Annotated in this window: 1 pseudogene; it reads left to right on the plus strand. The window is 35.3% G+C overall.

Annotation, left to right across the window (positions count from 1 at the left end):
- Positions 1-104: 104 nt before the first annotated feature.
- Positions 105-224 (plus strand): annotated as a pseudogene (locus FD20_RS14085) (AbrB/MazE/SpoVT family DNA-binding domain-containing protein); the annotation flags it as partial.

The raw sequence follows: 224 nt of genomic DNA on the forward strand, positions 1-224 counted from the left end.
AGCTATCTAGTAAGGCATCTTGAACCTCTTTGAGAACATTCGAATCTTTGATTGGTAAGACAACTTGTTACATGTAAATGACCTCCGGTAAGAATATTTGCGTTATGTATCTACATAGGATATACTTAATCTGGAATAATAATTTAGGAGGGGAAAATATGGAACTAATTAAAGAACAAACACGCTTAGCAAAGTGGGGAAACTCGAAAGCTGCTAGAATTCCT

Origin of the sequence: Liquorilactobacillus uvarum DSM 19971 (assembly GCF_001434935.1) — a bacterium.
GTDB lineage: Bacteria > Bacillota > Bacilli > Lactobacillales > Lactobacillaceae > Liquorilactobacillus > Liquorilactobacillus uvarum.